The following is a 26,731-nucleotide window of genomic DNA, read 5'->3' as shown; positions in this document are numbered from 1 at the left end:
GCGGCTCGGCGTCCGGCGTCAGCTGGGCGGCGCGGCCGAGGTCGCGCGCGGCGGTCGCGTGGGCGCCGCGGCCGCGGGCATCCAGCGCGGCGCGCTCCAGAGCGGCGGCGACGCTCTCGTCCGGCGCGACCGCGCACGCCGCCAGGTGCCAGGCGCGCTCGGCGCTGTCGGTGGCGTCGGCGAGCGCCGCGTGGACCGCCCGCCGTTCCGGCAGCGAGGCCGAGTAGTAGACGGTCGAGCGCAACAGCGGGTGGCGGAACTCGAGCTCGGCGTCGGCGAGGACGACGATCCGCGCCGCCTCGGCGGGCTCGAGATCGGTGAGCGAGAGCTCCGCGGCCGTCAGCCCGCGGGCGATCGCGTCGACGCGCCGGGTGCTCGCGGCGGCGGCCAGGAGCAACGCGCGTCGCGTGCGCTCCGGCAGCGCCGAGACCGCCGCGGCGAACGCGCGCTCGACGTTCGTCCCCGGCCGCAGCGGGTCCTCCAGCGGCTCGCGGCCGGCCAACTGGCCGGCGCTCAACAGCCCCGGGATCTCGAGCAGTGCGAGCGGATTGCCCGCGGCCGTGGCGATCAGCCGGTCCGCGACGGCGGGGGCGACGTACCCGGCCAGCAGACCTCGTGCCTCGCGGTCGTCGAGCGGCTCGACGGGGAGCCGCTCCAGCCACGGGACGTCGCGGGTCGGGGCGTCGTCGCGGATCGCGCCGAGCATCGCGATGCCCTCCTGCCCGAGCCGGCGGCCGGCGAACAGGAACGCCTCCAGCGACGGCTCGTCCAGCCACTGCGTGTCGTCGAGCACCACCAGCACCGGCGACTCGTCCGCCGCCCGCGCGAGCAGCGACAAGAGCCCCGCGGGAACCGTGAACCGGTCGCCCGGAGTGGCCGGACCGAGCGCCAACGCGCCACGGATGGCCAAGGCCTGGACCTCGGGGATCTCCTCCAAGTGGCTTAGCAGCGGCGTGACGAGCTCGGCCAGACCCGCGTACGGGATGTCTGACTCCGATTGGATGCCGCGCACGCGCAGCAACCGGAAGCCAGTTGCGTGCTCGACGGCGTCGCGAAGCAGCTCGGTCTTGCCGATACCGGGCGGTCCGTGCAGGAGCAACGCGCCGCTGCGCCCTTCACGCGCGGCGTCGAGGAGCGCCTTCAGGCGGGCGCGCTCGTCCTTGCGGCCGACCATCACGGCGGCAGTCTACGTGCGCAGCAGCAGCATGCCGCGCTCGTAGCGCAGCATCCACTCGCGCACGCCGTCGTCGTCGAGCCCGAGCTCGGCCGTCAGCGTGCGGTAGGTCCCGGGGTCGATCGCGAAGCGGAACACCCGCTCGGCCTCCTCGAAGGAGAGCCCGCCGGCCAGGCCCCGCTTGCCCATCATGATCCGCGCCGCCCACTGCGCGCCGAAATCGAGGTTGCGCCGCATCCGGTCCGCGATCTCCGCGACCTTCGGGTCGGTGGGGGCGGCCTCCATCACCGCACGCGCGATCCGCGCCGAGCGGGCGCTGCGGGGGGCGGCATAGGCGGCATGGAACGGCAGCGCGCTGATCGCGCTCGTCGCCTCCTGGAACTGCTTCGAAGCCTCGGCGTCCGCGGACGCGCGGCCGATCGACGTGACGACCACCGCGAGGAGGTTCGCCTTGGTCTGAAACTGGGCTTCGACGGTCTTAGGGGATACCCCTGCCGAATTCGCGACGGCGGGGATGGTCGTCCTCGCCCAGCCGTGCTCTTCGAAGCTCGCCTGGGCGGCGGAGACGATCGCGGCCCGGTTGCGCTCCGCCGCGGCCATCCGCGCAGGGGCGTTATACGGCCGTGTTGCGGGGTTCGTCACGACTTGGAAGGGTACAGCCCTATTCAATAGAGGCGAGCCCTACCGAAGCGGCGTTTTCGCCGTTATTCGCTAGGGATGGACCCTATCCGTTCCAGATCGTCGGCTCCCGCGGGATCCGCCGCGGATCGAACCCTGCAAGCAACTCCGCGGCCGTCCGGCCGCTTAGACCGAGCGACCCGGCCATCCACTGAACCGCTTCAGCCGCCTCGACCTCCCGGAGCGTCACGTCGCCGTCGCGCTTCGCCAGCCGGCGACCTTCGGCATTGAGCACGAGCGGGACGTGGGCGTACGCGGGTTCCGGATACCCGAGCGTCCGGGCGAGCCAGATCTGTCGCGGGGTGGAATCCGCGAGGTCGGCGCCGCGCACGACCTCCTCGATCCCCTGCGCGGCGTCGTCGACGACCACCGCGAGGTTGTAAGCGAACGCCCCGTCGTTGCGGCGTACGACAAAGTCATCGACCACGCCTTCCTGCGGTCCGAGCAGGCGGTCCTCGAAGTGGACGACCGTCGCATCGGCGCGCACCCGCAGCGCCGGGACGCGGCCTGCCGCACGCCGCTCCTCACGCTCCGCGTCGGAGAGCCCCAGGCACGTCCCCGGATACACGCCCACCGGCCCGTGTGCGGCCGACGCGCTCTCCCGGATCTCAGCCCGCGTGCAGAAGCACTCGTAGACGGGCAGTGATGCCAGGGCGCCTTCGTAATGCGCCGTACGCTCAGATTGCACCCAGACGGGCCCGTCCCAGTCGAGCCCGATCGCCGCGAGGTCGTCCAGCTGCTCCTGCGCCAGCCCCGGTCGCACCCGCCCCGCGTCGAGATCCTCGACCCGCACCACGAACGCCGACCCCGCCGAGCGCGCGAACAGCCACGCGAGCAGCGCCGTGCGCAGGTTGCCCAGGTGCAGGACCCCCGTGGGGGACGGGGCGAACCGCCCTTTCACACCGTGAACGGCAGCGTTTCGGCCACGTCGGACAGCAGCGGCGCCGTCGCGTCGCGCTCCGAATAGAGCAGCTCCACGCCGCTCGGCCACTCGATTCCGACCGCCGGATCGTCGAAGCGGATGCCCGCCTCGGTCGCCGGGTCGTAGTAGTTCGTGCACTTGTAGACGAAGTCCGCGGTCTCGCTCAAGACCAGGAACCCGTGCCCGAACCCGACCGGGATCCAGAGCAGCTCGCCGCCGGTGTCCGTCAGCCGCACGCCCTCCCACTCGCCGAACGTCTCAGAGCCCCGGCGCAGGTCGACGACGACGTCGAACACCTCGCCGCGGGCGACCCGGACGAGCTTGCCCTGGCCCGGATGCGTCTGGAAGTGGATCCCGCGCAGCGTCCCCTGGCGGGACCGCGAGTGGTTGTCCTGGACGAAGTCCGTGGGGATTCCATAACTCCGCGCCGTGTCGGCGCGAAAGGTCTCCACGAAGAAGCCGCGCTCGTCGCCGTGCACGGTGGGCGCGAGGTGGACCAGCCCGTCGAGTCGAGTCTCAAGCCGTTGCATATGCGGGGAGGAGGTTAGGGAGGGACCGTCGAAAGGACGCCTCGCCATGCCGAGGACCGCCACCATGCCCCCGGCCGCCCGCGGCCATCAGACACTTTCGACGTACATCTCCGCACGCTTCGACGAGTTCTCACGCTCGCAGAAGGACGTTGCGCAGTACGTCGTGGACCATCTCGACGAGGTCGCCTTCCACACCGCGGAGGAACTCGCTCGACGCGCCAACACCTCATCCTCGACCGTCGTGCGCTTCAGCCAGGCACTTGGGTTCGAGGGCTTCCCGGAGCTCCAGGAAGCGGCGCGCGAGGAGTATCGCCATCACCACCGCACGGCGAAGACACCGGAGACGGCTACGCCGCTCTTCAGCCTCGACCAGTCACCGTTTGAACAGGCCGTCGCGGCCGATCACGTCAATGTCGAGGACACCGCCCGCCGGGTGTCCCGCTCCGAGGTCGACGGCGCGATCGAAGCGATCGCCGCCGCCGAACGCATCCTGATCGCCGGAACGGATCAGATGGCGTTCTTCGCCTCCTACCTGCGCCACCTTCTGATGCTCCTGGACGTGCGGGCCGAGATCGCCGCTTCACCGTCCCAGGAGGCGCTCTCCCGGCTCGGCCGGATCGACGAGCGCACGCTGGTGATCGGCCTCAGCGCCGGCCGCCCGCACCCGCTGGTGGTACGCGCGATGAAGATCGCCCGCCACCGCCGCGCGGCGACGCTGGCGATCGTCGACGCGACGCTCTCCGACGTCTCCAAGCTCTCCGAGCGCACGCTCTACTACTCCTCGAACTCGCCCGCGTTCGTGCGCTCGCACACGGGCCTGCTCTCGATCCTGCAGGCGCTGGCCTACGGGGTCTACGCGCGCGACACCGCGTCCTACGACGACCGGATCCGCGCCTTCCGGCTCAAGTAACGTCCGGCCCGTGTTGGGCCTACCTGACGGCATCACCGCCTGCCTGTTTGATCTCGACGGTGTATTGACCAAGACCGCGGTCGTCCACGAACGCGCGTGGAAGCAGACCTTCGACGAGTTCCTCGGCGACCGCGGCACCTTCGAGGAGTCCGATTACAACGACTTCGTCGACGGCAAGCCGCGCGAGGACGGGATCCGCGACTTCCTCGCCTCGCGCCACATCGACGCGGGCGACGACACGGTCGCGACCCTCAGCGAGCGCAAGAACGAGCTCGTCCTGAAGCTGATCCACGATGAGGGCGTCGAGGCCTATGCGGGCAGCGTCTCCTACCTGCAGGCCGCCCGCGCCGCGGGGTTGCGCCGCGCCGTGGTGTCCTCCAGCCACAACTGCGAGGACGTCCTGCGGGTCGCGGGGCTGACGGACTACCTGGAGGTGCGCGTCGACGGGCACGTGATCGACGCCCTCGGCCTGCGCGGCAAGCCGGCGCCGGACTCCTTCCTGGAGGGCGCGCGCCGGCTCGGCGTCCGGCCCGATCAGGCCGTGGTCTTCGAGGACGCGCTGGCGGGCGTGGAGTCCGGTCGCGCGGGCAAGTTCGGTCACGTGGTCGGGGTCGACCGGGTCGGCCACCGCGCGGCGCTGCTCGAGCACGGCGCCGACGTCGTCGTCGACGATCTGGCCGAGCTGCTGCCGTGATCACGCACCCCGCGTTCACGGTCGAGCCCTGGGCGGTCACCGAGGATTCGCTCCACCTCGACGTGCTCGCCCAGTCCGAGTCGGTCTTCGCGCTCTCCAACGGGCACATCGGCCTGCGCGGCAACCTCGACGAGGGCGAGCCGTTCGGGCTGCCCGGGACCTACCTCAACGGGTTCTACGAGACGCGCCCGCTGCCGTACGCCGAGGCCGGTTACGGGTACCCGGAGGACGGGCAGACCGTCGTCAACGCGACCAACGGCAAGATCATCCGGCTGCTGGTCGACGACGAGCCGTTCGACATCCGCTACGGCGAGCTGCTCGCGCACACGCGGGTGCTGGACCTGCGAGCGGGCGAGCTGCGGCGCGAGGTGCGCTGGCGCTCTCCGAGCGGGCGGGAGATCGAGGTCAAGACGACGCGGATCGTCTCCTTCGTGCAGCGCAGCGTGGCGGCGATCCGCTACGAGGTGCGCCCGATCGACGGCCGCTCGCTACGGGTCGTGGCGGAGTCGGAACTGGTGGCCAACGAGCCGGGCTCCGCGCAGTCGGGCGATCCACGCGCCGCCGCCGCGCTGCGCGCGCCGCTGCAGGCCGAAGAACAGGAGGTCCACGACCTGCGGATCGTGCTCGTGCATCGCACGAAAGCGAGCGGTCTGCGGATGGCGGCGGGGATGGATCACGTCGTCGAGACCTTCGACGGCCTCGACATGGGCGCCGAGGCCGGGCCCGACCTCGGCCGCGTCTGGCTGACCGCTGAGATCGCGCCCGACACGCCGCTGGTGTTCACGAAGTTCCTGGCCTACGGCTGGTCGAGCCAGCGCTCGATCCCGTCCGTACGCGACCAGGTCGCGGCGGCGGTGGCGTCGGCCAGGCACACCGGGTGGGACGCGCTCGTGCAGTCCCAGCGCGACTACCTCGACGACTTCTGGGGGCGTGCGGACGTCGAGATCGACGGCGACGGCGAGCTCCAGCAGGCCGTGCGCTTCGGGCTGTTTCACACGCTGCAGGCGGGTGCGCGGGCCGAGCGGCGGGCGATCCCGGCCAAGGGCCTGACCGGTTCCGGCTACGACGGGCACGTCTTCTGGGACACCGAGACCTTCGTGCTGCCGGTGCTCACCTACACCCACCCGGACGCGGTCGTGGACGCGCTGCTGTGGCGCCACGCGACCCTCGACCTGGCGCAGGACCGGGCGAAGCAGCTGCGCCTGGAGGGCGCGGCGTTCCCGTGGCGGACGATCCGCGGGCACGAGTGCTCCGCCTACTGGCCCGCGGGGACCGGGGCGTTTCACATCAACGGCGACATCGCCGACGCGGTCATCCGCTACCTGCGGGCGACGGGCGACGAGGTCTTCGAGGCGGCGCAGGGGCTCGAGCTGCTCGTGAACACCGCGCGGTTGTGGCGCTCGCTCGGACACCACGACCACTCCGGCGCGTTCCACATCGACGGCGTGACGGGCCCGGACGAGTACTCGGCGGTGGTCGACGACAACGTCTACACGAACCTGATGGCCGAGCAGAACCTGCGCGTGGCGGCCGAGATCGCCTCGCGCCATCCGGACGAAGCGCGGGCGCTGGGCGTCGACGAGGAGGAGATCGCGGCCTGGCGCGACGCCGCCACGAACATGCACATCCCGTACGACCGGCGGCTCGCCGTGCACCCGCAGGACGCCGACTTCACCCACCACGAACTGATGGAGTTCGAGGGGCTGGAGTACCCGCTGCTGCTGCACTACCCGTACTTCCTGCTCTATTCGAAGCAGGTGTGCAAGCAGCCGGACCTGGTGCTGGCGCAGTTCCTGCGCGGCGATCGCTTCACGCCCGCGCAGAAGGCCCGCAACTTCGCCTACTACGAGCCGCTGACCGTGCGCGACTCGTCGTTGTCGGCGTGCGTGCAGGCCGTCGCGGCGGCCGAGGTCGGCCACGTGGAGCTGGCCTACGACTACTTCGGCGAGGCCGCGCTGATGGACCTCGGCGACCTCGAGCACAACACCCGCGACGGGCTGCATATGGCGTCGTTGGCCGGATCGTGGCTCGCGGCGGTCGCCGGGTTCGGCGGCATGCGCGGCTTCGGCGGCGAGCTGAGCTTCCATCCCCGGCTGCCCTCGGCGCTGGCGAGGTTGTGCTTCCGCGTCATGTACCGGCGCACGTGCCTGCGGGTGACGATCACGCATGCTGAAGCGGTTTATGAGCTCCTGGACGAGGGCGATCCGCTGACCGTGCGCCATCAGGACGAGGTCGTCACGGTGCGGTTCGACGCGCCGGTCCGGCGCGGGTGGACCGTGCCCGATCCGGGCCCGGAGCCGCGCCAGCCGGCGGGCCGCGAACCGGACCGGCGGCGTCCTCGCTGAGCGCTGCGCGGGAATAGCGGGCCCGGCGTGCGCGTCGGATGCCTTCATGGACCTGGTTGGGCGAGAGGTGGAGCTGGCGTCCGTGAGCCGCGCGCTGGACGACGTGCGGGCCGGCGGGACGCGGGTGCTGGGAGTGCTGGGCGAGGCGGGCATCGGCAAGAGCGCGCTGCTTGCGGCGATCGCGGACCTGGCCGCGCCCCTGCGGGTGGCGGCGGGGCGGGCGGCCGAGCACGAGCGCGACCTGCCGTTCGCGCTCGCGTTCGACGCCCTCGACGGGCACGTCACGACGATCGCGCATGCGCGGATGGACGCGCTCAACGCCGAGTTCGGCATCGAACTGGAGCCCACCCTCACCGTCGAGCGCTGCATCCACGCGCCGCGGACGAACGCCGCCGAGCGCTTCCGCTTCCACCGCCTGCAGGGAGCGGTGCTCGAGTCGCTCGGCCCGATCGTGATGCTCTTCGACGACGTCCAGTGGGCCGACGACGCGTCGCTGGAGGTCATCCTGCACTTCCTCGCGCGCCCGCCCGAAGTCCCGCACCTGCTGGCCTTCGCGCTGCGCCCGGCGGTCGTCGCCGCCCGCCTTCTCGACACCGCCCGCCGGCACCCGGGCTTCGAACAGCTGACGCTCGAGCCACTCGACGACGCCGCCGCCCGCGCCATGCTCGGCGACGTCCGCGACCGCGAGCGACACGTGCGCGACGCGGCGGGAAACCCGCTGTTCCTGCGCGAGCTGTCGCGCGCGGCGGGGGAGCGTTCGCGCACCCTCCCCGCGACCTTGCAGGCCGCGATCGCCCGCGAGGTCGAGCGGCTCGGCGAGCCGGCGCGGACCCTCCTGGCGGGCGCCGCCGTGGCGGGCGACCCGTTCGACCCTGAGCTGGCCGCGATCGCGGCGGGCGTTTGGCCTGACGCCGCGACACTTGACGCGCTCGTTTCCGCCGACCTCGTCCGCGCTCATGCCGGCGTGCGCGGCTTCGCGTTCCGGCACCCAGTCGTCCGCCGCGCGGTCTACGACGCGGCGCCGCCGGCGTGGCGGCTCGCCGCGCACGAACGCGTGGCCGGGGCGCTCGAGGCGCGCGGCGCCGGAGCGGCGGCCCGCGCCTACCACGTGACCCAGTTCGCGCGCGCGGGCGACGAGCGGGCGATCGCGCTGCTCATGCGCGCGGGTGAGGCCACGGCGCGCAGCTCGCCGGCCGCGGCCGCCAACTGGTACGCGGCCGCCCTCCCGCTGGTGCCCGAGGGCGACCGCGGGACCGTGCTCGGGCCGCTCGCGTTGGCGCTGGCGGGCGCCGGGCGGCTCGAGGAGAGCCTCGCCCGGCTGCAGGAGGCACTCGAGCTGGACTCCGCCAACCGCGAGCTGATCCTCGCCTGCGCTCGCGTCGAGACGCTCCGCGGCCGCTACGCGCAGGCCCGGCGCCGGCTCCACGCGGCCTATACCGCCAAGCCGCACCCGAGCCTCGCGTTCGAACTGGCCGCGGCGGCGATGACCGCCAACGACGCGCCGGCCCTGCGCGGGTGGGCGGCGACCGCCCAGCGCCTCGCGACGCACCCCGCCGCGGCCGGCCTCGACGCGGTGCTCGTCGCCGCTTCCCGCGTGCTCGGCGCGCTCGGGGACGTCTGGTCCGGTGAACGGCGGCCCGGCGCCGATCTGCTCGCACCGCTGGACGCGCTCGACGACCGGCTCGTCGGCGCGCATCCGACCGTCCTCCTGCACGTGTCGCGCGCGCTGATGCGGCTCGAGCGGGTGGAGGACGCGAGCGCGACGCTCAAGCGCGCGGTCGCGATCGGGCGCGGGACGAGCAGCGGGGAGATGCTCGTCTGGCTGCTCGGGGTGCAGGCGTGGACGCTGTGGCTGCAGCTCGACCTGCACGCCGCGCTGGCCGCGGCCGAGGCCGCCGAGGAGGCGGCGCGGATGCAGACGGCGCCGAACCCGCTGCTGCTCGCCCTCTCGGTGCGCGCCGCGATCCACCACGAGCGCGGCGAGGCACACGAAGCGGAGCGCTCCGCCGCGGCGTGCCAGGCGCTCATCGCCGGCCTCGAGCCGAGCGACACCACGCGCATGGCGGCCGCGACGCTCGCGTGCCTGCACGTCGCCGACGATCCCGAGCGCTGCCTGCTCGAGCTCGAGCGCGCCGAGCTCGACGCCTCCTGGGCGGGGCGCTCGGCGCTGTGCCGCGTGCGCGCCTCGCTCGCGCTGGGTCATATCGACGACGCCGACCAGATCGCCCAGGCGGCGGCCCGCGAGAGCGCGCGGGTCGACCTCCCGCTGGCCGCGGTGCGCGCCGAGCTGGGCACCGCCGAAGTCCTGCTGGCGTGGGGAGAGTCTAAGGCGGCCGCCGCGCTGGCCGCAGTGGCCGCGGACGTTGCCGACGCCACGGGCGCGCTCGAGGCCGCCGAGGCCCGGCTCGTCCAGGGCCGCGCGCTCAGCGCCGCGGGCGAGCACGAGGCGGCGAAGGCGGTCCTGCAGCGCGTCGCCGCCGATGCCGCGCGCGGGGGAGGCGTCCGGCTGCGCAACGCCGCCTCGCGCGAGCTGCGGGTGCTCGGCACGCGCATCTCCGCCAACGGCCGGCGAAGCGAGCGCGGAGAGCTGAGCACGCGCGAGCGGGAGATCGCGGCGCTCGTGGCGGGCGGCCGTTCCAACAAGCAGGTCGCCGCGACGCTCTATCTGAGCGAGAAGACGATCGAGAACGCGCTCACGCGCGTCTACGCGAAGCTCGGGGTTCGAACCCGTGCCCAGCTCGCGCGCGGCTGGGCGAACTGACTAGCGGCCGCTGCTGATGTCGATCGAGCGGATCGACGCCTCGTCGGGCAGCTTCGCCAGGAGTTCGTGGATGATTTTGTGCACGTCGCGCTGATCGTGGCCGAAGTCGTCGCGGAACGAGCGCAGCGCCGCGTGGACGATCTTCAGCTGTCCGGGCGTTAGGTCCAGCGTGAAGGCCACATCGTCGGGTCCGATGAGGTCAGGATCGTCAGCAGCCATGCGCCGGATCGTACATCGACCCCCGGCTAACATCGATACGCAATGAGAGACGAGGCGACGTTCCGTGTAAAGGCCGGCCTGGCCGAGATGCTGAAGGGCGGCGTCATCATGGACGTCGTCAACGCTGAGCAGGCGAAAATCGCCGAGGACGCCGGTGCCACCGCCGTCATGGCGCTCGAGCGCGTTCCCGCCGACATCCGCCGCGACGGCGGGGTCGCGCGCATGTCCGATCCGCTGATGATCAAGGGCATCCAGGAGGCCGTGACGATCCCCGTCATGGCCAAGGCGCGGATCGGCCACTTCGCCGAGGCGCAGGTGCTCGAGGCGCTCGAGGTCGACTTCATCGACGAGTCCGAGGTCCTCACGCCCGCCGACGAGGCCAACCACATCGACAAGTGGGGCTTCAAGATCCCGTTCGTGTGCGGCGCGACCAATCTCGGTGAGGCGCTGCGACGGATCGGCGAGGGCGCGGCGATGATCCGCTCCAAGGGCGAGGCCGGCACCGGCGACATCGTCGAGGCCGTCCGCCACCTGCGCGAGATCCGCGGCGCGATCCGCTGGCTCGGCACGCTCGACGATATGGAGCTGGCGACGGCGGCCAAGAACCTGCAGGCGCCGCTGGACCTCGTGCGCCAGGTCGCGGCCGATCAGAAGCTCCCGGTCGTGCTCTTCTGCGCGGGCGGCATCGCCACGCCGGCCGACGCCTCGCTGGTGATGCAGCTCGGTGCCGAGGGCGTGTTCGTCGGCTCCGGCATCTTCAAGTCCGACGACCCGGCGCCGCGGGCCGCGGCGATCGTCGAGGCGACGACGCACTTCCGTGACGCGCTGCGCGTCGCGCAGGCCTCCGAGGGCCTCGGCAACGCCATGGTCTCGCTCGAGACGCGCAAGCTCGAAGAGGGCCAGCTGCTCGCCAACCGCGGGTGGTAGGCGTTCTCGCCCTGCAGGGCGATTTCGAGGCGCACTCCAAGATGCTGCGGGACCTCGGCGCCGACGTGCGCGAGGTCCGCGTGCCCAAGGACCTCGACGGGTTGGAGGGCCTGGTCATGCCGGGCGGCGAGTCGACCACGATGACCCTCGGCATCAAGCGTGAGGGGCTCGCTGAACCGCTCAAGCACTTCGTCGCCTCCGGCAAGCCCGTGCTCGGCACGTGCGCCGGCATGATCATGCTCGACCGAGTCCACCTCGGCTGCATGGACACGCTGTGCGAGCGCAACGCGTTCGGCCGCCAGATCCGCTCCTTCGAGGAGGATCTGGTCATCCCCGGCATCGACGGCCCGCCCGTGCGCGCGGTCTTCATCCGCGCGCCCTGGTTGAAGGAGTACGGCGACGGGGTCGAGATCCTCGCCGAGGTCGACGGCCATCCGGTCGCCGCCCGCCAGGACAACATGCTCGTGATCTCCTTCCACCCGGAGATCGCGGGCGAGCACCGCGTGCACGAGCTCTTCCTGCGGGACATCGCGTGATCGTCTACTTCACCCGCCACGGCGAGTCCGTGGCCAACGTCGCCGACCGCACGATGGAGGCCGAGCCGGCCGACGCCGATCGGCTGTCCGAGCGCGGCCACGAGCAGGCGCGCGGCCTCGGGAAGCGCCTGGAGGGCGAGGGGATCGAGGCGATCCTCGCGAGCCCGTTCGGCCGCGCGCAGGAGACCGCGCAGGGCATCGGCGACGTGCTCGGCCTCGGCTACGAGACCGATCCCGACCTCTTCGAGGTCCGCCAGTCCGACGCCTACCGCGCCGCGTCACCGCATTACGCCGGCACCGGCCACGTCTCCTGGATGCCGGACCACCCGCCCGAGCACGCCGAGCCGGGCGCGGAGTCCTTCGCCCAGATCGTCCAGCGCGTCGTCAACGTCCAGCGCCGCCTCGAGGAGCGCATCAACGGCGAGCGCATCCTCTGCGTCTCGCACTGGGGCTTCCTGCACTTCTTCCTCGGCGCGGCGATCTTCCGCGAGGCGTTCTCGCCCCAGCACCTCCCGGCGCTGTACCGGATCTCGCACATGAACACCGGCATCACGGTCTTCCAGAAGCGCCGCGACTACCTGATCGAAGGCATCCGCTTCGACGGCTGGGCGCTGCAGACCTGGAACGACCAGGACCACCTGTAGCCCTGGTCAACACTCTGACATCGACTCTCATGTAGCTTCCCGCACGCACTTGGGGGGCTACGACCGGGGGGGTCGTCATGAAGTCGCGAGCACGGCTGGTTTCCACGCTGGCTATCGGGACGGTGCTGGTGGGCGGTGTGGGGTACACCGTCGCGCAGACGCCTGGGCCATCGCCGTTCGGCACGCCGACGGCGGCGGTGCCGACACCGGGGAGGACGATCCAGAACGTCCGCGGTGAGCGGGCGAGCGGGTGGGCGGATCAGACCCGCTCGGAGGTGCTCGGGCGCCACGGGATGGTCGCCACGAGCCAGCCGCTGGCCGCGCAGGCGGGCATCGACATGCTCAAGAAGGGCGGCAACGCGATCGACGCGGCGGTCGCGACCGCGGCCGAGCTGGCGCTGATGGAGCCGGAGAGCACCGGCGTCGGCGGGGACCTGTTCGCGCAGGTCTACATGGCGGGTGACAAGAAGCTCTACGGCCTCAACGCGAGCGGGTGGGCGCCGGCGGGCTGGACCCGGTCGTACTTCACCAGCCGCGGACTCACCGAGATTCCCTACACCGGCGTCGACAGCGCCACGGTGCCGGGCGCGATCGACGGCTGGGCGAAGCTGCTCGACCGCTTCGGCACGATGAAGTTCAAGCAGGTGCTCGAGCCGGCGATCCGCGACGCCGACCAGGGCTTCCCGCTCACCGAGCGCATCCACACCGACTGGCGCAGCGGCGTCAGCCTCCTGCGCCGGGACCCGGACTCCGCCGCGGTCTACCTCAGGGACAACCAGGCGCCGCCGCTGTACTCGATCGTCCGCAACCCCGACCTCGCCAACACCTTCCGGATCCTGCAGAAGAAGGGCCGCGACGCGTTCTACAAGGGCGAGATCGCCAAGGCCATCGTGGCCAAGGACCGCGCGCTGGGCGGCGTCATGTCGCTCGCCGACCTCAGCGAGTTCGAGTCGGAGTGGGTCGACCCGATCTCGACCAACTACCACGGCTACGACGTGTACCAGCTGCCGCCCAACGGCCAGGGGATCGGCGTGCTCGAGATGCTCAACATCCTCGAGACCTGCGTGCCCAAGCTCGGGCTGAATCTGACGACGCTGGGCGCCCGCTCGCCCGAGTTCTGGCACCTGCTGATCGAGGCCAAGAAGCTCGCGTTCACCGATCTCGAGAAGTACGTCGGCGACCCGCGCTTCAACGACGTGCCGATCGCGATGCTCAACTCCAAGGAGTACGCCGCGACGCTGTGCGACAAGATCGACCCCAACCACGCGTCGCAGCCGGGGATCTCGGTCGATCGCGAGGGCGGCACGGTCTACATCGCCACGGCCGATCGCTGGGGCAACATGGTCTCGTTCATCTACAGCGTCTACGACGTCTTCGGGTCGGGCGTGACGGTCCCGGGCTACGGCTTCCTGCTGCACAACCGCGGCGCGCTGTTCACGCTGGACCCGACCTCGGTCAACGTCGTCGGGCCCCGCAAGCGGCCGTTCCACACGATCATCCCGGCGTTCGTGATGAAGGACGGCCAGCCCGTGATGGCCTTCGGCAACATGGGCGGCAGCGTCCAGGTCCAGGCCCAGGCGACCGAGCTGGTGGACATGATCGATCTGGGGTTGAACGTCCAGGCGGCGGGCGATGCCGCCCGCTTCCGCCACGACCAGGAACCCAACCGGACGAACATGGAGGCCAAGCTCTATGACCTCGTCGGGCCGCAGCTGATCTCCATGGGCCACTCGCTGCGCCGGGCGGACGGGTCGCTGATGGGCGGCTACCAGGCGATCCACTTCACGCCGGACCCCACCGCGCAGGTGAGCGGTGACGATCCGGCGGTGGCGGGCGTCTACCGAGCGGGCACCGACTTCAGGAAGGACGGTGCCGCGATCGGCTGGTAGGGGTCAGCGCAGGTTCAGCGTGAGGTGGACCGTCACGTCCTCGCCGACATCGATCGAGAGCATGTACTTGCCGGCCTTGACCTTGCGCAGGGCGTGCAGGCCGACCGTCGTCCGCGAGCTCTTCGCCGCCCGGCTGCCGGTGGCGTAGAGCTTGCTGGAGCGGCTGAGGCGCAGCCGCAGGCCCTCGCCGCCGCCGGTGTTGCCGCCGCTGCCGCCGGAGCCGCCGCTCTTGGCGACCTTGCAGGTCACCTTCGAGCCGGAAAGCTTGCAGGTGATCTTCGGGATCGTGGCCGCGGCGCCGGTCTTCCCGCGCGGGCCTTGCGCACCCGTCGCGCCGGTCGCGCCGCGCGGACCCTGCGGGCCGATCGCGCCGGGAGAGCCGAGGACGGCCGTGCCCGGCGCGCCCGGCTCGCCGGTGGCGCCGGTCGCACCCGTGGCGCCCGTCGCGCCCGTGGCGCCCGTGGCGCCGGTCGGGCCCGTGGCGCCGGTGGGGCCCGGCGTGCCCTGGGGGCCTTGCGGGCCCGTGTCGCCGGTCGGGCCGGCGGGACCCGTCGGGCCCGCGGGACCCGTCGGGCCGGTTGCGCCCGTCTCCTCCGAGAACCGGCCGATCACGTCGCCCGTCCCCGTGTACCAGAACGCGTTATCGGAGGCCAAGGTGAAGTCGATCGGGGTGGCCGAGCCACGCGGCAGCGCCCACTCGGTCGTCACGCCGTTGAGGTAGCGCCCGATCCGCTGGCCGGTGGCCGCCCACCACACGCCGGACGCGTTGGAGTGCAGGACGTACGGCCGCGTGGTGCCGATGTCGATCGGTGTCGTCACGCCCACCGTCGTGACGGTCCGCAGACCCGTGGAACCCGCGACGAAGACGTCGTTGCCCGTGGGCGCGGCCGTGACGTCGGCCGGCGCGAAACCGGCGGGGAGCGTGTCGAAGATCACGGGGGTGATCGCCGCGCCGCAGGTCGCCGGAGGCACCAGCCGCGCGATCTTGTTCGCCGCCGTGTCGGTGTACCAGAGCGCGCCGTCGTTGCCACGCGCGATCGCCCCAGGGTGCGCCAGCCCGGACGTCTTCGGCGTCACGACGCCCGCCGGCGTGATGCAGTCGAGCTCGCCGGTGTCGGACTCCACGACCCACATCAGGCCGTTCGCCGCCACCAGATCCGCGGTGGTGCCGCTGAAGTCCAGGGCCAGCAGGGCCGGTCCGAAGCCCGGATCGGTGCGCCCGACGTGGCGGGTGGACGGATCGGCCCACCACAGGTTGCCGTCGCCCGGGCCGGCCGTGAGCTTCGTGGGAGCCGACGTGCCTCCGGCGATCGACTGCGGAGTGCTCTGCACGCCACCGAGGCCGATCTGCCCGACCTGGGCGGCGTCCCGGAACGTGACGGTGAGCGCCCCGGTGCCCGACTGGGCGATCCCGTTGGGACCACCGGCCGAGCTCCATTCATAGAACGTGTACGCGTGGGCGGCTGAAGGCAGCGCGAGCAGGACGAGGCTCGCGAGCAGGGGGAGGAGACGGCGCATCCGCCGACGCTACTCGCGAACGCGCCAGTTGAGCAAGGGCCGTTCGGCCAGCTCAAGGGGTCGGCGGGCTCCGCCTCACAACCTAAACCCCACCTAAGGGGCCAGACCCCTTAGGTGGCGTTTAGGATTGCGGAGGCCGCTCCGAGCACGTCCGGGGCGGAGACGGTGGGGGCGGGCATCGCGTCCGGGTAGGCGAGGTCCGTCCGGCTGACCCACGCGGTCCGCAGACCCGCGTAGGCGGCGCCGGCGATGTCCCACCAGTGTCCGGCGACGAACCACGCCTCGGTCACGCCCGCGCGTTCCAGCGCCGACTTGTAGGCGAGGTCGTCGGGTTTGAACGCGCCCAGCTCGGGGGCGGAGAGGACCATTTCGAACGCGTCGCGGATACCAGCGTTGGCCGTCACCTCCTCGGCGGCCGCGGCCGTCGACTGGGTCAGGACCGCGAGCTTCAGGCCGCCGGCGCGCAGCGCCGCCAGCGCCTCCGGGACGTCCGGGTACGCGGGCATCTCGGGCAGCTTGGAAAGGGCCGCGGCGGCCAGCTCAGGGTCGCGGCCGGAGCGCGCCAGACCGCGGCGCAGGGCCGCGTCGAGCAGCGGCTTGAACGCGCTCTCGCGCCCGGCGATCGTGGTGATCATCGCCATCACGTTGGCTTCGTCGAGCGCCGCGATCGGGATCTGGGCGGGCTCGAGCAGGACCGAGGGGTCGACCAGGGTCCCGTTGAGGTCGAAGAAGACCCACATCCTCGGGATAGTGTCAGGGGATGACCGCGATCGCCGACCTCCCTGGCCCGCCCGGCCTGCCGGGGATCGGCAACGCCTTTCGCATCCGCCCCGACCGCCTGCACGTGATCATCGAGCAGTGGGGGCGGCGCTATGGCCCCGTGTTCCGCTTCGCGATGGGCCCGCGAACGGTGGTCGGGTTCACGGAACCCGACGCGATCAACCAGATCCTCCGCGAGCGCCCCGACGGCTACCGCCGCTGGCGCGAGGTCGAGGCCGTCGCGAGCGAGATCGGCATCGTCGGCCCGTTCACCTCCGAGGGCGAGGACTGGCGCCGTCAGCGCCGGCTCGCGGTCACGGCGCTGAACTCCAACCACCTGCGCCGCTACTTCGAGATCATCGCCCTCGCGACCGAGCGGCTGCACGCACGACTGGAGCGCACGCCCGAGACCGCGATCCTCGAGGACTTCATGTCCTACAGCGTCGACGTCACGTCGGCGCTGGCGTTCGGGCACGACCTCAACACGCTCGAGCGCGGCGACGGCGAGCTGCAGGAGCACATCGCGCGGGTCTTCGAGCTGCTCTCGCGCCGGATCCTCGCCCCGGTCCCGTACTGGCGGGTCGTCAAGCCGCCCGCCGACCGAGCCGCCGAGCACTCGCTGGAGGTCCTGCGCGAGCAGATCGCCGGCTTCATCGGCGCCGCGCGCACCCGCATGGATGCGCGGCCCGAGCTCCACGACGCGCCCGAGAACTTCCTCGAGAGCATGCTGGCCGCCCCGGAGCGCTACAGCGACGCCGACGTAACCGGCAACGTCTTCACGATGCTCTTCGCGGGCGAGGACACGACCGCCAACACGCTCGCCTGGGCGACCGCGATGCTCGCCCAGAACCCGCAGGCGCAGGGCCGCCTGGCCGCCGAGGCCGACGCCGTCCTCGGCGCTGCCCACACGCCCCGCACGGCCGAGGACGCCGACGCCATGCACTTCGGCGAGGCCGTGTTCCGCGAGGCGGCGCGGCTGAAGTCCGTCGCCCCGATCATCTTCGTCGAGCCCAACGCCGACACGAGCGTCGCCGGGGTCGAGTTGCCCGCCGGGACCCGCATCGCCGCGCTCACCCGCCAGGCAGGCCGCCCGGAGAAGGTCGCCCGCTTCGACCCCGACCGCTGGCTGGACGGCGAGAACCCCGTGTTCCTGCCCTTCGGCGCCGGCCCGCGCTTCTGCCCGGGGCGCAATCTCGCGTTCCTGGAGGCCAAGGCCGCGCTCGCGATGCTCGCGCGCAACTTCACCTGGAAGCTCGCCGGCCCGCCGCCGCGCGAGCGCTTCGGCTTCACCATGGGGCCGGCGGGGCTACGCGTCGCGCTGCGCCCGCGTATGGTGCCCGCGTCCAAACTTTGAGACCCGGAGGGCGTTGAGATGAAGGTGCGAGCGGCGGTGCTCGAGGAATTCGGTGCGCCCTTGGCGGTGCAGGAGATCGACCTGGCCGAGCCCAAGGCCGGCGAGGTGCTGGTTCGCCTGGTGGCCTGCGGGGTCTGCCACACGGACATGTATACGGCTTCAGGGGCGGATCCGTCGGGCTACGCGCCCGCTGTCCTCGGCCATGAGGGCGCCGGCGTCGTGGAGAAGCTCGGCGACGGCGTCAAGGATCTCAAGGTCGGCGACCACGTCGTCACGCTCTTCTCGCCGCAGTGCCGCGAATGCGTCCACTGCCTGAGCCCGCGGACGAACCTCTGCATGGCGATCCGGGCGGAGCAGAACCTCGGCCACCTGCCCGACGGGACGACCCGCTTCTCCCGCGACGGCGAGCCGATCCGCCACTTCATGGGCACGAGCACGTTCGCCGAGTACACCGTGATGCCGGAGATCGCGCTGGCCAAGGTCCCCGAGGAGGCGCCGCTGGACCGCTGCGCGCTGTTCGCCTGCGGCCTGTCCACCGGCTTGGGCGCGGCGCTGTACACGGCCAAGGTCGAGGCGGGCTCGACGTGCGTCGTCTTCGGCGCCGGCATGGTCGGCCTCGGCGCCGTCGCGGGCGCCCGCCTCTCCGGTGCCGAGCGGATCATCTGCGTCGATCTGTCCGAGGACCGGCTCGAGCTGGCCAAGGGCCAGGGCGCCACCGAAACATGGATCGGCGGCGAGGACACCGTCCAGCGCGTGCTCGACGAGACCGGCGGCTTCGGCGCCGACTACACCTTCGAGGCGACCGGCATCGTGTCCGTGATGCGCCAGGCGGTCGAGTCGGCGCGCATGGGCTGGGGCCTGTGCACCGTCGCGGGCGTGGCCGGCAAGGGGGAGACGCTGGACATCGTCCCGCGCTACCTGATCACCGGCCGCCGCGTCTGCGGCTCCTCCTTCGGTGGCGTCAAGGGCCGCGACCAGGTCCCGCAGCTCGTCCAGCGCTACCTCGACGGCGATCTCGACGTCGACCCGTTCATCTCGCACCGGATCACGCTCGACGAGGTCAACCACGGCTTCGAGCTGATGCACAACCAGGACGGCATCAGGAGCGTGATCGAGCTCTAAGCCGTCAGGCGGAATCGCGAGACCAGGCCCTGCAGCTCCTCGGCCGTCCCGTGCAGGCGCGCGGCCGAGGACGTGATCTCGGTCGATGACGCCGTCGTCTGCTGCGCCGCGGCGGAGACCTGCTCGCTCGCGGCGGTCGAGCGCTCGGCGACGCCCGCGACCTCGTTGAGGTCGCTGCGCAGCGTTTCGGTCCCCGCCGCGACCTCGCGAGCGGTGTCGGCGACCTCGCCGATGCGCACGTTCATCTTCTCGATCGCGGCGTCGATGCGCTCGAACGCGTGGCGGGTCAGCTCGACGGTGCCGGTGCCCTCCTCGGTCCGCGCGACGCCGTCGGACACGATCGCGACGACGGCGCGGGTCTCGGACTGGATCTCGGCGATCAGCCCGGCGATCTCGCGCGCCGCGCCACCCGCGTTCTCGGCCAGCCGGCGCACCTCGTCGGCGACGACGGCGAAGCCCTTGCCGTTCTCGCCCGCGCGAGCGGCCTCGATCGCGGCGTTGAGCGCGAGCAGGTTCGTCTGCTCGGCGATCTCGGTGATGCGCTGGACGATCGAGCCGATCTGGCCCGACTTGCCCTCGAGCTCGGTCATCGCCAGCGAGGCCGAGCGGGAGGAGTCGCGGACGGCGTTCATCGCTGTCGTGGCCTCGATGACGGCCGCAACGCCCTCGCGGGCGAGCTCATGGGCCTCCTGGGCCGCGTCGGCCGACTGCCGTGCCGCCTCCGCGGAGGCATCGACGGCCCGCGACATCTCGGCGGCGGACTCGTTCGCGCTCGACACCATGCGCAGCTGCGCCTCGGCGCCGGACGTGATCTCGGCCATCGCGCCGGCGATCTCGGCGACCGCGCGCCCGGATTCGTCGGAGGTTCGTGTGACGACGTCGGAGGACGTGCTGACCGTGCCGGCGGTCGCGACGACCTCGCCGATCATCGCGCGCAGGTTCAGGGTCATCCCGCGCAGCGCGTGACCGAGCGCGTCGCGGTCGGACTTGGGCTCGACGTCGGCGGTCAGGTCGCCGTCGGCGATGCGCTGCGCCGCGAGCTCCATCTCGCGCAGGTAGGCGACCATGTCCTCAAAGGCCTCGGCGGTCGCGCCGAGTTCGCCGCCCACGCCGACGTTGACGTCCTGGTCGAGGTCACCGGCCGAGATCCCACCGGCCGCCGCCAGGAGGCGGCGAGCGGCGCGCACCAGCGGCTGTGCCATCGCGAAGCTCACGAGCGCGGCCAGCAGCGCCGCGAGCGCCAGCAGGATGACGACGAGGCGCTTGCCCCGCGCCGCGGTCGCGCTCGCGTCCTTGGCGATGCGATCGGTGATCTTCTGCTCGTCCGTGACCAGCGCGTCGTTGGACGCATCGGCTTGCTCGATCAGCGCTTCGACGCCCTCGATGATCTTCGCGCCCTCCGCCGAGAGCGGCGTTCCGACGTGCACCAGGGCGAACGCGCGCTCGCGCTCGCTCTGGATCCGCCGCATCAGCGCGGCCTGCTTCTCCGCATCGGCGCGAAGCGCGGGCGTCCGGGCTCCGCGAGCGAACGCGTCGAAGCCGTCCGCCGATTCCTTCATGACGTCCGCGGCCTCCGCGCGGTTGTCGTCGAATTCCTTCTGGGTCGGCGACTGCAACGCGAGGTTCTGGAAGCGATCGCCCTCGAACTGGCGCGAGTTGGAGTCGCGCAGGATCTCGACGGCCGTCGTCTCCGCGGCGGACTGCGTCGCCATCTCGGCGGAAGCGCTGAGCTGGCGGATGCTGGTCACGCCGAGGATGGCGGTGAGGATGAGGACGACGGCGGGGGCGACGAGCAGCTGGGCTCGGATGCCGAGACGTGAGGTGAGGGCGGACATGGTCGCCCTCTGTCATCGGCCCGACAACCGACCCCTGAACCGCTTAGCCCCGCAGTACCGGTTTCGCTCTCATAATGGCGCTAGCGACTTGCGGCGTCGATCACGGTGGCGCGCGCCTTGTGGTCGCGCTCGTACGCGATCACCTCGCGCGCCTTCGCGGCGTCCGCGGCGCGCAGCGCCGACGTGACCTCATCGGCGGTCTGCTCGTCATAGCCCGACCACGGCTCGTCGCCGGTGAGCTTGGCGATCCGGTCGATGATCGTCGCGCGATTGGCGTGCTTGGCCTCGTAGGCGCCGATGAAGCGCAGCTCGCGCTGGCTCATCCCGTTCAGCTTGGACGCGATCGCGTCGGCGGTCTGCTTGTCGTAGTCGGTGATCGGCAGGTCGTCCTCGGTGGCGAACGCGCCGGTCACGGCACCTTCGGCGGCGGCGACTCCGGGGACCTTGCGGGCCTTGTCGGCGAGGCTCATGCGTTCGCCGTCTCGCGCTCGGCGGCGTTGAGCACGCCCGCGCGGTTCTTGTGGGTGCGCTCGTACGTCACGACCTGCTTGGCGCGCTCGTCGTCGCCCTCGGAGAGGACGGACTGGACCTCGGAGACGGTGAGCTCGTCGTAGCCCGTCCACGGCTCGTCGCCGCGCAGCGAGGTGATCCGGCTCAGGACCGTCGTGCGGTTGTCGTGGCGGCGCTCGTAGGAGTCGACCTTCGCCAGATCGATCTGGGAGAGCTCCGGGAGCCGCGACGTGATCTCGTCGGCGGTGAGCTTGTCGTAGCGCGCGATCGCGAGGTCGTCCTCGGACGCGACGGCGCCCTTGACCTGACCCTCGACCTGGGCGACGCCCGGGACCTTGCGGGTCTGGCGGGCGGCGCGCTTGGTCGCGGCCGACGTCTTGCGAGCGGCGTCCTTGGTCGCGGTGGCGGCGTCACGGACGGCTTCGCCGGCGCCGGTGGTGGCGAGGTCGTAGGACGGCTTGCCGTCGACGTCGGCGCGCACGACGGCGTCGGTCAGCTTGGGCAGCTCGCGCAGGACGCGGGCGAGCATCTTCTCCTCGTCGGCGCGGATCGACGCGGCCAGCTTGGCCGTCTGGTCGTCGCCGACAGCCGTCGCCAGGCGCTCGATCGCCGTGTAGGTGGCGATCTCCAGCGCTTCGCTGGCGGCGGCGTCCTTGGCGTTCTTGAGCACCTTCTCCTCGCCGCCGGAGCCGCGCAGGAGGTCGAACGGCGTCTTGCCGAGCGCGAGCAGCTGCCCGAGGGCGCCACCGGCGAAGCCGACAGCCGCCAGCAGCGGGTTCTGCCCGTTGCCGAGCGCCTCCAGGCGGCGCGCCACGCGATCGGCGTGATCGTGGGTCTCGACGAGGTGCGACTCCAGCGCGGAGCGGTAGGACCCGCGCGGGGTCATCGCGATCTGCGCCTGGAGCACGCGGGTGAGGCTCAGCTCGGTGGCGTGCGCCTCATTGAGGTACTGCAGGACCTTCTGCTTGGACGAGCTCATGGCTTCGTCCTCCAATCTCTGAACTGCGAGGTGTCCGGGGCGAGAGACGCGGCAGGGGGCTGGGCGGTGCGTCTCTGTCTCTCGGCTCTACCCACCGGCGCGCGCAAACAAGCGTTCGCGCCTGTGACAGGGCGCACACACGGTCGGGCCGAACTCGCGTTCGTATTACTGGGCGCGCGCGGCGGCGCGGATGACCTGGGCGCGTGAGCGGTGCTCGCGCTCGTAGTCCACGACGAAGCGCACGGTGTCCGGGTCGGCGGAGGCGATCACCTCGGCGATCGTGGCGCCGTCCTGCTCGTCGTAGCCCTCCCAGGGCTCGTCGGAGGTCAGCTCCGCGATCCGGTCCAGGACGACCTGGCGGTTCTCCCGCGCGAGCTCGTACTCGCGGACCTGGCGCAGCTCGCGCTGCGTCAGCGCCGACAGCTTCGCGGCGATCGCGCCCGCGTTCTGGCGGTCGTAGTTCTGCAGGGGAAGCGTGTCTTCGCGATACGGCATGGGAACAGTCCTGTTATCGGCGGTCTCGCCTCGCTTACCCAGAACATGTCCGTACACGAACACTCATAGATTGCGGTGCATCACAGCCCGGCGAGCAATTCGCGCACCGCCGGTGCGTCGAGCGGGTCGAGTGGCGGGCGCAGATTGGCCCAGAGCGCGTCGCCGGTCTGCTCGCGGACGATCGCCTTCAGCGCGGGGATGACCGGGAAGCGCTCCAGGTAGCGCCGGCGCTCGGTCAGGCGCGTCTGGGCGGCCTCGGCGTCCTCGCCCGCGGCGTGGAGGTCGTAGACCTCGCGCGCCAGGTTCGCGGTCACATTGACCGTGGCCGAGATCGTGCCGGCGCCGCCCCAGCGCAGCGTGTCCAGCAGCAGCGCCTCGGTGCCGGCGAAGACGGCCAGCTGCGGGAACTCGGCACAGAGGCGCTCGATGCGCGCCGCGTCGCCCGCGGAGTCCTTCGTCCCGGCGACGATGCCCGGATAGGCGTCGAGCAGCCGGCCGATCAGCTCCGGCGAGAAGCCGACGATCATCTGCGGCGGGATGTGGTAGAGGAACAGGCGGAGGCGGTCGTCGCCGACGCGCTCGATCAGCTCGGCGAAGAAGCGGAACAGGCCGTCATCGGAGACGCCCTTGTAGTAGAAGGGCGGCAGGGCGAGGACCCCCGGCGTGCCGAGGGCGAGCGCCGCGCGCGAGAGCTCGACCGCGTCGGGCAGCGCGCACGCGCCGGTACCGGGGAGCAGCAGCTCGGCTTCGATGCCAGCGGCGACCAGCGCCTCCCACGCCTCGATCCGCTCGCCGACGGAGAGCGAATTGGCCTCTCCGGTGGTGCCGAAGATGCCGAGCCCGTGGCAGCCCGCGTCGAGCAGCCGGCGACAGTGCTGCGCGAAGGCCGCGCGATCGATCGCGAGATCGTCGCGCATCGGCGTGAGCACCGCTGCGAAGACGCCCTTCATACGACGAGCCCGTGCCGCACGGTGTTCTCGGTGATCACCGTCGGCTCGACGAACTGCAGCAGGTACGCGGGCCCGCCGGCCTTCGTGCCGGTGCCGGAGAGCCGGTTGCCGCCGAACGGCTGCCGCCCGACCATCGCCCCCGTGATCTCGCGATTGACGTAGAGGTTGCCGACCGGGGTCCGGTCGGCCACGTAGTCGACCGTGCGCGGGGAGCGGGAGAAGAGCCCGCCCGTGAGCCCGTACGGAGACGCGTCGACGCGGTCGCAGGCCTCCTCGATCGTCTTCACCCGCTCGACGGCCAGCAGCGGCCCGAAGATCTCCTCCTGCAGGACCGGCGAGTCCGCGGGCAGGTCCGTCGCCAGCGTCGGGGTCGCGAAGTAGCCGCGGTCCGGGACCTCGGCCGCGCGCGCCGCGATCCGGCCGGACGCCTCCGCCGTCGCGGCGTAGCGGGCGACCCGCTCCTGCGCCTCGAGCTCGATCACGGGCGGGACGTCGATCTCGGGGTCTGACGCCTGCCCGACGTGCAGCACCTCGATCGCGCCCGCGAGCCGCTCGACCAGCGCGTCGTGGATCGCCTCGTGGGCGAGCACCCGCGCGGCGGCGGAGCACTTCTGGCCCGCGTAGTTGAAGGCGGACTTCACCAGCGCGGGCACGACGTCGTCGAGGTCGGCGTCGGAGTCCACGATCACGCAGTTCTTGCCGCCCATCTCCGCGACGACGCGCTTGAGGTGCTTCTGGCCGGGCGCCTGCTCCACGGCGCGGCGGACGATCTCCAGCCCGACCGGCCCGGAGCCGGTGAACGCGATCGTGTGCACCCGCGGGTCGCCGACGAGCGCCGCGCCCACCGGACCCTCGCCCGGGAGCAACGCGAGCGCCGACGCGGGCAGGCCGGACTCGCGCAGGGCGCGCACGAGCATGAAGGCGCACGCGGGCGCCTGCTCGGCGGGCTTGAGCACGACCGCGTTGCCGGTCGCCAGGCCGGCGGACACCATCCCGAGCGGGATCGCGACCGGGAAGTTCCAGGGCGAGATGACGGCCACGACCCCGCGCGGGTTCCAGCGCAGCTCGTTGCGCTCGCCGGGCGGCTGGAGCAGCTCGGCGTCGAACGCGGGGTGCTCGGCGAGGGCGATCGCGGCGCGCGCGTAGTACTCGAGGAAGTCGATCGCCTCGCAGACGTCGGCGTCCGCCTCGCGCCACGGCTTCGCGGTCTCGCGGACCTCCAGCGCGGCCACCTCGAGCCGTCGGGCGCGCAACCACGCGGCGGCGCGGATCAGCACCTCGGCACGCTGCGCAGCGGGCACGTGCCGCCACTCGCTGCGGCCCGCGAGGTCCAGCGCGTGGTCGACGTCGGCCTGCGTGGCGACCGCGGACTGCGCCACGAGCCGCTCGGGGTCGCCTGGGTCGAGGGACTGCAGCGCGCCGCCCTGGCGCGTGTCCTCGCCCACCCACACCGGGACCTGCACGACGGGTTCGTCGTCGAACGCCTCCAGGGCGCCCTTCAGCTGCGCGCGAATGGGCGCCCGCCGCAGCTCGAGGATCGGCTCGTTCTTGAACGGCGTCAGGGACACACGCGACATCATGCCGAGGCGCGGCGAGGCACGGTCCCGCCCGGGCGCGCCAGCAGCACCTCGAGCGGAACGCCGCGGGCCTGCTCGTACAGGAAGGACTCGTTGGAGGTGTTCTCCAGCAGGCGGCGGACGAGGTACGCCATCCCCGCCACGAGGTCGCCCACGGGGCAATACGTGCGGACGCGCAGGCCCTGCGCGGCGATCGCGGCCTGCAGCGGATCGCCCAACCCGCGCAGCACCTGCAGCTCGAGGTCGGAATCGGCGCCGCCCTGAAGCCGGTTGTAGGCGATCGCATGAGCGACGCTGCGCAGGTTGTGCGAGGCGATCGCCACGCGGACCTTCGGCCGCGCGTCGAGCAGCCGGCGGGTGAGCAGCTCGAAGTTGGCGTCGGTGTCCGCCTTGACCTCGAAGACCGGGGTGGACCAGCCGTGCTGCGCGGCCTGGACGAGCTCGTGGTCCCAGTAGGCGCCCTTCACCAGCCGGATCGTCAGCGGTTGCGCGCGCCCCGCGCCCGGTCCGTCGAGCCAGGTGAGGATCGTGTCCAGGGTGTCCGGCGAGTCGCGCAGGTAGCCCTGGAGCACCAGCCCGGCGCTCGGCCCCGCCTGGAACTCCGGCTCGGCCAGCAGCTCGAGGATCAGCTCGAGGACCGCGTCGCGCGAGTCCATCGACTCCATGTCGATGTGCAGATGCGCGCCGCGTTCGTGCGCCCGCCGCAACAGGGGCCGGAGCCGGTCGGCCGCGTCGCGCTTGCCGCGCTCCGGCGCGTCCGGGCGCAGGAGCGGTGTCAGCGCGCTCACCTTCACCGACAGGTTGGCCCGCGGCACCGGACCCGCGGAGTCGCGTTCGAGCTGCTCGCGCGCCGGCCATTTCGATGCCGCGCTCGCGATCGTGTCCAGCGCTTCGGCGCACCGGTCCGCGTAGCGCTGCGCCTCGCCCTGCGTGACCGTCGCCTCGCCGAGCAGGTCGACGGACGACGCCACGCCGTCCTTCCACAGCTCACGCAGGTCGCCCAGTGCGGCCTTGGGGTCCTCACCCACGATGAAGCGATGCGCCATGTGCTTGACGCCCGACGCGGCCGCCATGCCCAGTGCGCGCCGGCCCGCCTTGGAGTTGCCCATCTTCAACGCCACCCCGACGGGCGGCGGCGGCTCGTCCACGTCCTCCAGGAACGCCGTCAGGTGGCGCGCCAGGTCGTCGAGGTTGCGACACGCGGGCACGACGTCGACGAACCGGAACAGCGCGGCCTTGAGCTCCGCGTCCGAGGAGGCGAGGTCCATCGCCTTGTCGTCGAGCGCCTTGAGCGGGTTGCGCGTGGTCGGCAGGGCGGCCGCGAGCCGGCGGCCCACCTCGAACAGCTCGCGTTCGACCGCCGCGTCGTCGACCATAGGCTGCACAGCGTATTCCGCCGGTAC

General features: G+C 72.1%; 24 protein-coding genes. 10 read left to right on the top strand and 14 right to left on the bottom strand.

What is annotated here, in order from left to right; translation table 11 throughout:
- The 4 genes from OM076_RS25545 to rfbC all read right to left on the bottom strand — a co-directional run.
- Positions 1-1,174: AAA family ATPase (locus OM076_RS25545; protein WP_270042929.1), on the bottom strand; the 1,174-nt coding region annotated here is incomplete at its 3' end.
- A 12-nt stretch (positions 1,175-1,186) separates the two neighbouring features.
- On the bottom strand, positions 1,187-1,816 hold the full coding sequence (locus tag OM076_RS25540; protein ID WP_270042928.1) for a TetR/AcrR family transcriptional regulator: 630 nt from the start codon (positions 1,814-1,816) through the stop codon (positions 1,187-1,189).
- Positions 1,817-1,898: 82 nt separating this feature from the next.
- Positions 1,899-2,753 carry a tRNA glutamyl-Q(34) synthetase GluQRS gene (gene gluQRS / locus OM076_RS25535; RefSeq protein WP_270042927.1) on the bottom strand — a complete coding sequence of 285 codons (855 nt, stop codon included), beginning with the start codon at positions 2,751-2,753 and terminating at the stop codon, positions 1,899-1,901.
- Complete coding sequence (gene rfbC, locus OM076_RS25530; protein ID WP_270042926.1) at positions 2,750-3,304, bottom strand: dTDP-4-dehydrorhamnose 3,5-epimerase; 555 nt, start codon at positions 3,302-3,304, stop codon at positions 2,750-2,752. Before rfbC ends, gluQRS begins: the two co-directional genes overlap by 4 nt.
- A gap of 64 nt (positions 3,305-3,368) precedes the next feature.
- On the opposite strand from rfbC, the gene OM076_RS25525 reads away from it, so the two are divergent.
- From OM076_RS25525 to OM076_RS25510, 4 genes are read left to right on the top strand one after another with little or no spacing between them, the layout of a single operon-like run.
- The gene (locus OM076_RS25525) at positions 3,369-4,214 is read left to right on the top strand and encodes a MurR/RpiR family transcriptional regulator (RefSeq protein WP_270042925.1); all 846 of its coding nucleotides are present in this window, start codon (positions 3,369-3,371) and stop codon (positions 4,212-4,214) included.
- Between the two features lie 10 nt (positions 4,215-4,224).
- Positions 4,225-4,908, top strand: a complete 684-nt coding sequence (locus OM076_RS25520; RefSeq protein WP_270042924.1) for an HAD family hydrolase — start codon at positions 4,225-4,227, stop codon at positions 4,906-4,908.
- On the top strand, positions 4,905-7,253 hold the full coding sequence (locus OM076_RS25515) for a glycoside hydrolase family 65 protein (RefSeq protein WP_270042923.1): 2,349 nt from the start codon (positions 4,905-4,907) through the stop codon (positions 7,251-7,253). The genes OM076_RS25520 and OM076_RS25515 overlap by 4 nt, the downstream gene beginning before the upstream one ends.
- A 46-nt stretch (positions 7,254-7,299) precedes the next feature.
- Complete coding sequence (locus OM076_RS25510) at positions 7,300-10,014, top strand: ATP-binding protein (RefSeq protein WP_270042922.1); 2,715 nt, start codon at positions 7,300-7,302, stop codon at positions 10,012-10,014.
- Here OM076_RS25510 and OM076_RS25505 read toward each other — a convergent pair whose 3' ends face one another.
- A complete protein-coding gene (locus OM076_RS25505) occupies positions 10,015-10,233 on the bottom strand; it encodes a hypothetical protein (protein ID WP_270042921.1) in 219 nt (72 codons plus the stop codon).
- A 42-nt stretch (positions 10,234-10,275) separates the two neighbouring features.
- Here OM076_RS25505 and pdxS point away from each other — a divergent pair, with 42 nt between their 5' ends.
- From pdxS to ggt, 4 genes are all read left to right on the top strand, one after another.
- The gene (pdxS, locus tag OM076_RS25500) at positions 10,276-11,160 is read left to right on the top strand and encodes a pyridoxal 5'-phosphate synthase lyase subunit PdxS (protein WP_270042920.1); all 885 of its coding nucleotides are present in this window, start codon (positions 10,276-10,278) and stop codon (positions 11,158-11,160) included.
- Positions 11,154-11,696, top strand: coding sequence for a pyridoxal 5'-phosphate synthase glutaminase subunit PdxT (gene pdxT, locus OM076_RS25495; protein WP_270042919.1), 543 nt, complete (start codon positions 11,154-11,156; stop codon positions 11,694-11,696). Before pdxS ends, pdxT begins: the two co-directional genes overlap by 7 nt.
- Positions 11,693-12,340, top strand: coding sequence for a histidine phosphatase family protein (locus OM076_RS25490; protein WP_270042918.1), 648 nt, complete (start codon positions 11,693-11,695; stop codon positions 12,338-12,340). The genes pdxT and OM076_RS25490 overlap by 4 nt, the downstream gene beginning before the upstream one ends.
- Positions 12,341-12,417: 77 nt before the next feature.
- Positions 12,418-14,229 carry a gamma-glutamyltransferase gene (gene ggt / locus OM076_RS25485; RefSeq protein WP_270042917.1) on the top strand — a complete coding sequence of 604 codons (1,812 nt, stop codon included), beginning with the start codon at positions 12,418-12,420 and terminating at the stop codon, positions 14,227-14,229.
- Positions 14,230-14,232: 3 nt separating this feature from the next.
- On the opposite strand, the gene OM076_RS25480 is transcribed toward ggt, so the two are convergent.
- Together OM076_RS25480 and OM076_RS25475 are read right to left on the bottom strand one after the other, a co-directional pair.
- Positions 14,233-15,747, bottom strand: a complete 1,515-nt coding sequence (locus OM076_RS25480) for a virginiamycin B lyase family protein (protein ID WP_270042916.1) — start codon at positions 15,745-15,747, stop codon at positions 14,233-14,235.
- 110 nt (positions 15,748-15,857) lie between these two features.
- Positions 15,858-16,487, bottom strand: a complete 630-nt coding sequence (locus OM076_RS25475; RefSeq protein WP_270042915.1) for an HAD family hydrolase — start codon at positions 16,485-16,487, stop codon at positions 15,858-15,860.
- Positions 16,488-16,507: 20 nt separating this feature from the next.
- On the opposite strand from OM076_RS25475, the gene OM076_RS25470 reads away from it, so the two are divergent.
- Positions 16,508-17,860 (top strand): cytochrome P450, encoded by a 1,353-nt coding sequence (locus OM076_RS25470; RefSeq protein ID WP_270042914.1) that lies wholly within the window; start codon positions 16,508-16,510, stop codon positions 17,858-17,860.
- Between the two features lie 18 nt (positions 17,861-17,878).
- Positions 17,879-18,982 (top strand): alcohol dehydrogenase catalytic domain-containing protein, encoded by a 1,104-nt coding sequence (locus OM076_RS25465; protein WP_270042913.1) that lies wholly within the window; start codon positions 17,879-17,881, stop codon positions 18,980-18,982.
- Here OM076_RS25465 and OM076_RS25460 read toward each other — a convergent pair.
- The 7 genes from OM076_RS25460 to OM076_RS25430 form a co-directional block, all read right to left on the bottom strand.
- Positions 18,979-20,817 carry a methyl-accepting chemotaxis protein gene (locus OM076_RS25460; RefSeq protein WP_270042912.1) on the bottom strand — a complete coding sequence of 613 codons (1,839 nt, stop codon included), beginning with the start codon at positions 20,815-20,817 and terminating at the stop codon, positions 18,979-18,981. The genes OM076_RS25465 and OM076_RS25460 overlap by 4 nt on opposite strands.
- An 80-nt stretch (positions 20,818-20,897) precedes the next feature.
- Positions 20,898-21,287, bottom strand: a complete 390-nt coding sequence (locus OM076_RS25455) for a hypothetical protein (protein WP_270042911.1) — start codon at positions 21,285-21,287, stop codon at positions 20,898-20,900.
- A complete protein-coding gene (locus tag OM076_RS25450) occupies positions 21,284-22,306 on the bottom strand; it encodes a DUF892 family protein (protein WP_270042910.1) in 1,023 nt (340 codons plus the stop codon). Before OM076_RS25450 ends, OM076_RS25455 begins: the two co-directional genes overlap by 4 nt.
- Positions 22,307-22,471: 165 nt before the next feature.
- Positions 22,472-22,801, bottom strand: coding sequence for a hypothetical protein (locus tag OM076_RS25445; RefSeq protein WP_270042909.1), 330 nt, complete (start codon positions 22,799-22,801; stop codon positions 22,472-22,474).
- Positions 22,802-22,881: 80 nt separating this feature from the next.
- The gene (locus OM076_RS25440; RefSeq protein ID WP_270042908.1) at positions 22,882-23,751 is read right to left on the bottom strand and encodes a dihydrodipicolinate synthase family protein; all 870 of its coding nucleotides are present in this window, start codon (positions 23,749-23,751) and stop codon (positions 22,882-22,884) included.
- A complete protein-coding gene (locus OM076_RS25435) occupies positions 23,748-25,319 on the bottom strand; it encodes an aldehyde dehydrogenase family protein (RefSeq protein ID WP_270042907.1) in 1,572 nt (523 codons plus the stop codon). Before OM076_RS25435 ends, OM076_RS25440 begins: the two co-directional genes overlap by 4 nt.
- An 8-nt stretch (positions 25,320-25,327) precedes the next feature.
- Positions 25,328-26,704 carry a proline dehydrogenase family protein gene (locus OM076_RS25430; protein WP_270042906.1) on the bottom strand — a complete coding sequence of 459 codons (1,377 nt, stop codon included), beginning with the start codon at positions 26,702-26,704 and terminating at the stop codon, positions 25,328-25,330.
- Positions 26,705-26,731 lie beyond the last annotated feature (27 nt).

The organism is Solirubrobacter ginsenosidimutans (assembly GCF_027587205.1).
The sequence above is the reverse complement of the archived record's forward strand: the minus strand, read 5'-3'. Positions and strand labels throughout refer to the sequence as shown.

Bases quoted from the DNA above. Each gene is read 5' to 3' on its own strand.
- rfbC (WP_270042926.1), bottom strand. From the start codon at position 3,304: ATGCAACGGCTTGAGACTCGACTCGACGGGCTGGTCCACCTCGCGCCC.
- OM076_RS25525 (WP_270042925.1), top strand. From the start codon at position 3,369: ATGCCCCCGGCCGCCCGCGGCCATCAGACACTTTCGACGTACATCTCC.
- OM076_RS25510 (WP_270042922.1), top strand. From the start codon at position 7,300: ATGGACCTGGTTGGGCGAGAGGTGGAGCTGGCGTCCGTGAGCCGCGCG.
- OM076_RS25505 (WP_270042921.1), bottom strand. From the start codon at position 10,233: ATGGCTGCTGACGATCCTGACCTCATCGGACCCGACGATGTGGCCTTC.
- pdxS (WP_270042920.1), top strand. From the start codon at position 10,276: ATGAGAGACGAGGCGACGTTCCGTGTAAAGGCCGGCCTGGCCGAGATG.
- ggt (WP_270042917.1), top strand. From the start codon at position 12,418: ATGAAGTCGCGAGCACGGCTGGTTTCCACGCTGGCTATCGGGACGGTG.
- OM076_RS25480 (WP_270042916.1), bottom strand. From the start codon at position 15,747: ATGCGCCGTCTCCTCCCCCTGCTCGCGAGCCTCGTCCTGCTCGCGCTG.
- OM076_RS25475 (WP_270042915.1), bottom strand. From the start codon at position 16,487: ATGTGGGTCTTCTTCGACCTCAACGGGACCCTGGTCGACCCCTCGGTC.
- OM076_RS25470 (WP_270042914.1), top strand. From the start codon at position 16,508: ATGACCGCGATCGCCGACCTCCCTGGCCCGCCCGGCCTGCCGGGGATC.
- OM076_RS25465 (WP_270042913.1), top strand. From the start codon at position 17,879: ATGAAGGTGCGAGCGGCGGTGCTCGAGGAATTCGGTGCGCCCTTGGCG.
- OM076_RS25460 (WP_270042912.1), bottom strand. From the start codon at position 20,817: ATGTCCGCCCTCACCTCACGTCTCGGCATCCGAGCCCAGCTGCTCGTC.
- OM076_RS25455 (WP_270042911.1), bottom strand. From the start codon at position 21,287: ATGAGCCTCGCCGACAAGGCCCGCAAGGTCCCCGGAGTCGCCGCCGCC.
- OM076_RS25450 (WP_270042910.1), bottom strand. From the start codon at position 22,306: ATGAGCTCGTCCAAGCAGAAGGTCCTGCAGTACCTCAATGAGGCGCAC.
- OM076_RS25445 (WP_270042909.1), bottom strand. From the start codon at position 22,801: ATGCCGTATCGCGAAGACACGCTTCCCCTGCAGAACTACGACCGCCAG.
- OM076_RS25440 (WP_270042908.1), bottom strand. From the start codon at position 23,751: ATGAAGGGCGTCTTCGCAGCGGTGCTCACGCCGATGCGCGACGATCTC.
- OM076_RS25430 (WP_270042906.1), bottom strand. From the start codon at position 26,704: ATGGTCGACGACGCGGCGGTCGAACGCGAGCTGTTCGAGGTGGGCCGC.